Source organism: Pantoea sp. CTOTU50773, assembly GCF_032082325.1.
Lineage (GTDB): Bacteria > Pseudomonadota > Gammaproteobacteria > Enterobacterales > Enterobacteriaceae > Pantoea > Pantoea communis.
Map to the genome: position 1 here is coordinate 2,218 of NZ_DAMDQC010000153.1, position 7,988 is coordinate 10,205.

Annotated in this window: 9 protein-coding genes; 3 read left to right on the forward strand and 6 right to left on the reverse strand. The window is 53.8% G+C overall.

Annotation, left to right across the window (positions count from 1 at the left end):
- Positions 1-82: 82 nt before the first annotated feature.
- A complete protein-coding gene (degQ, locus tag RT340_RS18835; protein WP_058961870.1) occupies positions 83-1,453 on the forward strand; it encodes a serine endoprotease DegQ in 1,371 nt (456 codons plus the stop codon).
- Positions 1,454-1,539: 86 nt separating this feature from the next.
- A complete protein-coding gene (gene degS / locus RT340_RS18840; protein WP_034826661.1) occupies positions 1,540-2,619 on the forward strand; it encodes an outer membrane-stress sensor serine endopeptidase DegS in 1,080 nt (359 codons plus the stop codon).
- 69 nt (positions 2,620-2,688) lie between these two features.
- Here the strand turns inward: degS and epmA are convergent, their stop codons facing one another.
- The 4 genes from epmA to efp form a co-directional block, all read right to left on the reverse strand.
- Positions 2,689-3,666: an elongation factor P--(R)-beta-lysine ligase gene (epmA, locus tag RT340_RS18845; protein WP_313377478.1), complete on the reverse strand. Its 978-nt coding sequence runs from the start codon at positions 3,664-3,666 to the stop codon at positions 2,689-2,691.
- A gap of 159 nt (positions 3,667-3,825) precedes the next feature.
- Positions 3,826-3,960, reverse strand: coding sequence for an entericidin A/B family lipoprotein (locus RT340_RS18850; protein WP_038649531.1), 135 nt, complete (start codon positions 3,958-3,960; stop codon positions 3,826-3,828).
- Positions 3,961-4,064: 104 nt separating this feature from the next.
- Positions 4,065-4,199, reverse strand: a complete 135-nt coding sequence (locus RT340_RS18855) for an entericidin A/B family lipoprotein (RefSeq protein WP_034826667.1) — start codon at positions 4,197-4,199, stop codon at positions 4,065-4,067.
- A gap of 55 nt (positions 4,200-4,254) precedes the next feature.
- Complete coding sequence (gene efp, locus RT340_RS18860; protein ID WP_034826669.1) at positions 4,255-4,821, reverse strand: elongation factor P; 567 nt, start codon at positions 4,819-4,821, stop codon at positions 4,255-4,257.
- A 41-nt stretch (positions 4,822-4,862) separates the two neighbouring features.
- Between efp and epmB the strand changes: the two genes are divergently transcribed.
- Complete coding sequence (gene epmB / locus RT340_RS18865) at positions 4,863-5,891, forward strand: EF-P beta-lysylation protein EpmB (protein ID WP_097119020.1); 1,029 nt, start codon at positions 4,863-4,865, stop codon at positions 5,889-5,891.
- A 43-nt stretch (positions 5,892-5,934) separates the two neighbouring features.
- Here the strand turns inward: epmB and RT340_RS18870 are convergent, their stop codons facing one another.
- Entirely contained in the window at positions 5,935-6,282 is a 348-nt protein-coding gene (locus RT340_RS18870) for a DUF4156 domain-containing protein (protein WP_034826674.1), read from the reverse strand.
- Positions 6,283-6,480: 198 nt separating this feature from the next.
- Positions 6,481-7,988 (reverse strand): chaperonin GroEL (groL, locus tag RT340_RS18875; RefSeq protein WP_313377479.1); only part of this gene is annotated, 1,508 nt, incomplete at its 5' end.

The following is a 7,988-nucleotide window of genomic DNA, read 5'->3' on the forward strand; positions in this document are numbered from 1 at the left end:
CCCGCATTTTTGCGAACCCAGACCCTGAATCAGCCGTCACATACGTTTACTCCCCACTTTTCGCAGCGAGAGCGTTGTAGCAATGAAAAAACAAGCACGACTGTTAAGCGCATTAGCCTTGAGTATTGGGATGAGTCTGGCGGCAACGCCTGGCGCGATGGCGACGCTGCCCGCACAGGTGCAGGGACAAGCACTGCCGAGTCTGGCACCCATGCTGGAAAAAGTTCTGCCCGCGGTCGTTAGCGTGCATGTTGAAGGCACCGACAGCGGCCAGCAGGCACAGGATATTCCTGAACCGCTGAAGCGCTTCTTTGGCCAGGCACCGGGACAATCCCAGCCACAGCCGTTTGAGGGCCTTGGTTCAGGTGTCATCATTGATGCGGCTAAAGGTTACATTCTCACCAACAATCACGTGGTCAACGGTGCCGATAAAATCAGCGTCCAGCTCAGCGATGGCAATGAATATGATGCCAAGCTGATTGGCCATGATGAGCAAACCGATATCGCGCTGATCCAGGTTGAAGGCGCTAAAAATCTGACGCAGGTGAAAATCGCCGACTCCGACTCCCTGAAAGTGGGCGATTTTGCTGTGGCTATCGGTAACCCCTTCGGTCTTGGCCAAACGGCCACCTCCGGCATTATTTCGGCGTTGGGCCGCAGCGGGTTGAACCTTGAAGGACTGGAAAACTTCATCCAGACCGATGCGGCGATTAACCGGGGGAACTCCGGCGGTGCGCTGGTGAACCTGAATGGCGAGTTGATTGGTATCAACACCGCGATTCTTGCCTCCAGCGGCGGCAACATTGGTATCGGCTTCGCGATTCCCAGCAATATGGCGATGAACCTCGCGCAGCAGCTGATTCAGTCTGGTGAAGTGAAGCGTGGTCAGTTGGGCATTAAAGGCACCGAAATGACGCCTGACATCGCCAAAGCCTTTAACGTTGACGCTCAGCGTGGTGCCTTTGTTTCTGAAGTGCTGCCTAACTCGGCGGCGCAGAAAGCGGGCATTAAAGCGGGTGACATCATCACCTCCATCAATGACAAAGCGATCACCAGCTTTGCCGAGTTGCGCGTAAAAGTGGGCACCACCCCACCGGGTCAGCAGGTGAAAATTGGTCTGCTGCGTGAAGGCAAACCGGTGACGGTGACGGTGACGCTGGAACAGAGCGCGCAAACCACCGCCAGCGCCCAGCTGATGTCACCGGCGTTACAAGGTGCCACCTTGAGCGATGGTGCCTCTAAAGCCGGCGATAAAGGCGTGAAAGTGGATGCCATCGAAAAAGGCACGCCAGCTGAGCAGGCAGGTTTGCAGAAAGATGATGTGATTGTCGGTGTGAACCGCGATCGCGTGACCTCGCTGGCTGAAATGCGTAAAGCGCTGGAAAGTAAACCCGCGATCCTGGCACTGAACGTGGTGCGTGGCGACGAAAGCATTTACTTACTTATGCGATAATCCTCGCAACAGGCGGACAAGCAGGTGTTTGTCCGCCTTTCTCATGTTATTCTGCCCAGCGATCCCACCTTTCCTGAAATAACACCATGTTTCTTAAACTTTTGCGTTCTGTGGTGATGGGCCTGATCGTAGCGGGTTTGCTGCTGGTAGCGATCCCTGCGCTGCGTATGAGCAGCAACGTCACCTTTGATCATGACAACAGTGATGATGAATCCCCCGTGAGCTTCAATCAGGGGGTGCGCCGCGCTGTGCCTGCGGTGGTCAACGTCTACAACCGCAGTGCCCATGGCAACAATAATCGCGGTATCACCACGCTGGGTTCTGGCGTGATCATGAACGTGAAAGGCTACATTCTCACGAACAAGCATGTCATTAATAACGCCGACCAGATCATTGTGGCGTTGCAGGATGGTCGTTTCTTTGAAGCCACCTTAGTGGGTTCAGATGCGATGACCGATTTAGCGGTGCTGAAAATCAGCGCCACTAACCTGCCGGTGATTCCGATTAACGCTAACCGTATCGCACATATCGGCGATGTGGTGATGGCGATTGGTAACCCCTACAACCTCGGGCAGACCGTCACTCAGGGCATTATCAGTGCCACCGGGCGCGTGGGCTTGAGCTCATCGGGTCGTCAAAATTTCCTGCAGACCGATGCATCCATCAATCAGGGCAACTCAGGCGGTGCGCTGATTAACTCGCTCGGCGAACTAATGGGCATTAACACCCTGACATTTGATAAAAGCAATGATGGCGAAACGCCGGAAGGGATTGGCTTTGCGATTCCAACCGCGTTAGCAACCAAGATCATGGATAAATTGATTCGTGACGGTCGGGTCATTCGTGGCTATATCGGCATCACCGGACGTGAGCTGCCGCCGCTACACGGTCAGGGCAGCAGTCTGGATCGTGCACAGGGTATTATCGTCAGTGAGGTTACGCCAGGCGGGCCAGCCGATCGGGCAGGCATTCAAGCCAATGATGTGCTTTTACAGGTGAACGGCAAACCGGCGCTGTCGGCGCAGGAAACCATGGATCAGGTCGCCGAGATTCGTCCAGGATCGGTGATTCAGGTGCAGGTTCTGCGTAACGAACAAAAGATGATGCTGCCAGTCACTATTCAGGAGTTCCCCGAAGCGCCAGCCGCACCCACGACGCAGCAGTAACCCTTGAATGAACAACGGCGCAATACATGCGCCGTTGTTGTCTGAGACATCCTGCCCGAGCATAAATGATCAGCTGCGGTCCACCGGGAAGGCAATCACGTCGCTTAATGCATTGGCTTTCAACGCCAGCATAATCAAACGATCCACACCCAACGCCACACCTGAACAAGCAGGCATGCCATGTGCCAGCGCATCCAGCAGGTTGGTATCAATCGGGTGCTGCGGTAAACCACGCGCTGCACGGCGACGATTATCCTGCTCAAAGCGCTGACGCTGTTCGCGGCTATCGGTCAATTCGCGGAAGCCGTTAGCCAACTCCACGCCTTTGTAATACACCTCGAAACGCTCCGCGACGCGATGATCCTCAGTGCTGATTTCGGCCAATGCCGCCTGACTGGCCGGGAAGTGATACACGAAGCACGGTTTCTCGTTACCAATCTTCGGCTCAACACCCAGCATAAACAGCAGCTGCAACAAGGTATCGCGGTCTTCTTCACGATTCGCCAGTTCACCCTCACCCAACTTCGTCGCGGCTTCACGCAGCTGCGTTTTATCTGCTGACAAAGGATCAAGTTCCAGATGGCGAATAAATGCCTGCTGATACGATAAAGATTCGGCGCTATCGCACTCCAGCACCTGCTGCATCAGATCGTCGACTTCATTCATCAGGCGATACATATCGTAGTGAGGACGATACCACTCCAGCATGGTGAACTCAGGATTATGGTGGCGCCCTGCTTCTTCGTTACGGAAGCAACGTCCCATCTGATAGATTGGGCCACTGCCCGCCGCCAGCAGACGCTTCATATGATATTCCGGGCTGGTCATCAGCCACAGATCGCGCCCTTCCGCTGCACCTGGACCCACAAAGCGCGTCTGGAACGGCACCAGATGGATATCCGTGATGGTCGCCTGGCTCATCGCCGGGGTATCGACCTCCAGCACGCCGCGATCGGCAAAGAAACGACGAATCTCCGCCAAAATAGCGGCGCGTTTCAACAAATTGGCAATGGGTGCGCTCGGCTGCCAGCTTGGCGTTTCGCTCATGTTGGTGACTCCTTATACAGATAAGGGGGAGAAGTCTACCCGTATTGGCTACGGCAAACAACGGCGTGACGGGATCGAAGGCGTTAGCGGTGCTTTTTCAGACAAAGAAAGAGGGAATCAGGGAATCCGGTACGAAATCGGGTTTCGCACCGGTTTGGATCACTGTGCGCTACGCTGAATCGCTTTGCCACCGGCCTGAACGTCCTCGCCAACACCACGGGTGGTGTTGCAGGCGGTCAACACAGAGGAAAGCACCAGAACAGAAAGAATCGCGACAATACTTTTCTTTAACATAGCCATATCCTTGTTGGTTGCAGTAAAAGTACAGCCATTCAAGCATAGACCTTATACACAATCTTGCTGGCTAAGCCGCTGAGAAAAGGCGGCGCCCTCGCAATTTATTTATCAGCTGCGCGTGAAATGGCACCGCCCAAATGGGAGACGTCTTCACCAAAGCCGTGGAAAGTGTTGCAGGCACTTAAAGCAGAAGAGACCAGCAACGCAAAAACAGCCAATTTCGCCATCTTTTTCATTATTCTGAACTCATAGAGAAAAAAGGCGCATCGAGTGATGCGCCTGATTTGGCAATTATTTTACGCGAGAAACGTATTCGCCAGAGCGGGTGTCAACTTTAACCACTTCGCCAATCTGGACGAACAGTGGAACTTTGATCACTGCGCCAGTAGACAGGGTCGCTGGCTTGCCGCCGGTACCGGCAGTATCACCTTTCAGACCTGGATCTGTTTCGATGACTTCTGCTTCGATGAAGTTCGGTGGCTGAACAGCGATCGCTTTATCGTTCCACAGGGTAACGATACAATCCGCATTGTCCTGCAACCATTTGGTCACGTCATCCAGCACTTTAGATTCGATCTGATACTGCTCGAAAGACTCAGGGTGCATGAAGTAGTAGAAGTCGCCGTCGTTGTAAGAGTACTGCAGCGTCATATCACGAACGTCTGCGCCTTCGGCAGAGTCGGTAGATTTGAAGGTCTTCTCAACGCGAGAACCGGTCAGCAGACGACGCATTTTAACGCGTGCAAATGCCTGGCCTTTACCCGGTTTAACGAACTCACTGGCTTCGATGGCATATGGCTCGCCTTCGAACATGATTTTAAGACCGGGACGGAAATCGTTGCTAAGATAAGTCGCCATAAAGGCCCTCTGTAAATATTGAACTGGTAATAGCCAAAAAAATGGCAAACATTGTAACCCTAAATCCCCCCATCAGAGAAGATTGGTTGCAGCAACTTGCTGATGTTGTCACCGATCCTACTGAATTACTGCGACTTTTATCTCTCGAACAGCATGCGGATTTGGCCGCAGGCAACGATGCGCGCAAGCTTTTTGCGCTGCGCGTGCCGCGTGCCTTCATTCAACGCATGACGCCGGGCAATGCGCACGACCCCCTTTTGCTGCAGGTATTAACCAGCCGTCAGGAATTTGTCGATGCGCCAGGTTACAGCACTGACCCGCTGGATGAGCAAAGTAGCGTGGTGCCCGGTTTACTGCATAAGTACAGAAACCGTGCATTGCTGCTGGTGAAGGGCGGCTGTGCGGTTAACTGCCGCTACTGCTTCCGTCGCCATTTCCCCTATCAGGATAATCAGGGCAATAAGCGTAACTGGCAGGCGGCGATCGATTACATCGCTGAGCATCCAGAGCTGGATGAGATTATCTTCTCGGGTGGCGATCCGCTGATGGCTAAAGACCATGAGCTGGCGTGGCTGGTGGGCGCACTGGAGAAAATCCCCCATCTGAGGCGTCTGCGCATTCATAGCCGCCTCCCGGTGGTAATCCCGGCACGCATTACCGAAGGGTTATGCCAGATTCTGGCCGAGACACGCCTGCAAGTGCTGATGGTGAGCCACATCAACCACGCGCAAGAAATTGATGATGAACTGCGCTACGGCATGCAGATGCTGAAACGCGCGGGTGTCACCTTGCTTAATCAGAGCGTGCTGCTGCGCGGTATCAATGATGATGCACAAGCGCTGGCCAACCTGAGCAACGCGCTGTTTGATGCCGGTATTCTGCCCTATTACCTGCACGTGCTGGATAAAGTACAGGGCGCGGCGCATTTCTTTGTGCCGGATGAAGAAGCCCGTGCGCTAGTACGCCAGTTGTTAACCATGGTATCGGGTTATATGGTGCCGAAGCTGGCGCGCGAGATTGGTGGTGAGCCAAGTAAAACGCCGCTGGATTTGCAGTTACGCCAGGAATAAAAAAAGCCGCATCAGCGGCTTTTTTTACATCTCTTTCATGCCATTACGGGCACTTATACACCTGACCAGACATTTTGCTGTCAAGCGGTGCGAAAGCTGAAAGCAGGTTCTGCGTTGGGCTGGTTGCACCGTAAATCACGTTGCCACCCATCTCTGCCGCGCGGTTACGCAGGTCATTGGCTGCGCCACGCAAAGAACTGCCTTCACCGCCTGAACCGCTCAACCAGTTGCTCTGTGAGCCGGTGACATTGCCCAGCAGCTGACATTGGCTTCCAGGCTGTTGGTCAACGAAAGTGACACGCTGTCCGCCGGAACTCAGTTGATTGGAGCTGCTGCAGCCCGCCAGCAGTAAAGTCCCTACCGCCAGTCCGAGCAAGAGGTTAATCCGCATTGTAATCCCCATTTATTATCATCAGTGTCGGGCGGCAGCGTAGCAGAAAAGCGCACTTTTTTTCTGAACATTCATTGCCCTAAACCCGCAAAGCCGAAGTATTGCGCTCTTACTTATACCTTGTTCGCCACCAAAAGAAAAACCCCCGACCGTTTCCGATCGAGGGTTTTTCACATGACTTAAGCAGTCAGGGGCAAATTACATCATGCCGCCCATTCCGCCCATGCCACCCATGCCGCCAGCGCCACCTAAATCAGGAGCATCGCCTTTAGGCAGGTCAGTTACCATCGCTTCGGTGGTGATCATCAGGCCCGCAACAGAAGACGCGTACTGCAGCGCAGAACGGGTCACTTTGGTTGGGTCCAGGATACCGAAGTCGATCATGTTGCCGTATTCTTCAGTCTGAGCGTTGTAGCCGTAGTTGCCGTCGCCTGCTTTCACGTTGTTAGCAACAACAGATGGCTCTTCACCGGCGTTAGAAACGATCTGACGCAGTGGAGCTTCCATTGCGCGCAGCGCAACTTTGATACCCACGTTCTGATCTTCGTTCTGACCTTTCAGGCCAGAAGCAGCGATCTTGGCTGCAACGCGAACCAGTGCAACACCACCACCAGCAACCACGCCTTCTTCTACCGCAGCACGGGTAGCGTGCAGGGCATCTTCAACGCGTGCTTTCTTCTCTTTCATTTCAACTTCAGTGGCTGCACCCACTTTCAGAACGGCTACGCCGCCTGCCAGTTTCGCTACGCGCTCCTGCAGTTTTTCTTTGTCGTAATCAGAAGTTGCTTCTTCGATCTGCTGACGGATCTGAGTCACACGGCCAGAGATTGCACCCTGATCGCCCACACCATCGATGATGGTAGAAGTATCTTTGTTGATCACAACACGCTTAGCCTGACCCAGATCTTCCAGGGTCGCTTTTTCCAGCTCCATACCGATCTCTTCAGAGATGACGGTACCGCCAGTCAGGATTGCGATATCCTGCAGCATTGCTTTACGACGGTCGCCGAAGCCTGGTGCTTTAACCGCAGCCACTTTCACGATACCGCGCATGGTGTTAACCACCAGAGTTGCCAGTGCTTCGCCTTCAACATCTTCAGCGATGATCAGCAGTGGTTTACCGGCTTTCGCAACCGCTTCCAGTACTGGCAGCAGTTCACGGATGTTAGAGATCTTCTTGTCAGCCAACAGGATAAACGGTGCATCCAGTTCGATTGCGCCGGTTTCTGGCTTGTTGATGAAGTAAGGAGACAGGTAGCCACGGTCGAACTGCATACCTTCAACCACGTCCAGCTCGTCTTGCAGGCCGGTGCCTTCTTCAACGGTGATAACACCTTCTTTGCCCACTTTATCCATCGCTTTCGCGATCAGGGTACCGACTGACTCATCAGAGTTAGCAGAGATGGTACCTACCTGAGCAATGGCTTTAGTATCCTGGCAAGGAACAGACAGCGCTTTCAGCTCTTCAACGGCAGCAGCAACGGCTTTATCGATACCGCGCTTCAGGTCCATTGGGTTCATGCCAGCCGCAACGGCTTTCAGGCCTTCGTTCACGATAGACTGAGCCAGAACGGTTGCAGTGGTGGTGCCGTCGCCCGCAGCGTCGTTCGCTTTAGAGGCCACTTCTTTCACCATCTGTGCACCCATGTTCTCGAACTTGTCTTCCAGCTCGATTTCACGTGCAACAGAAACACCATCTTTGGTGA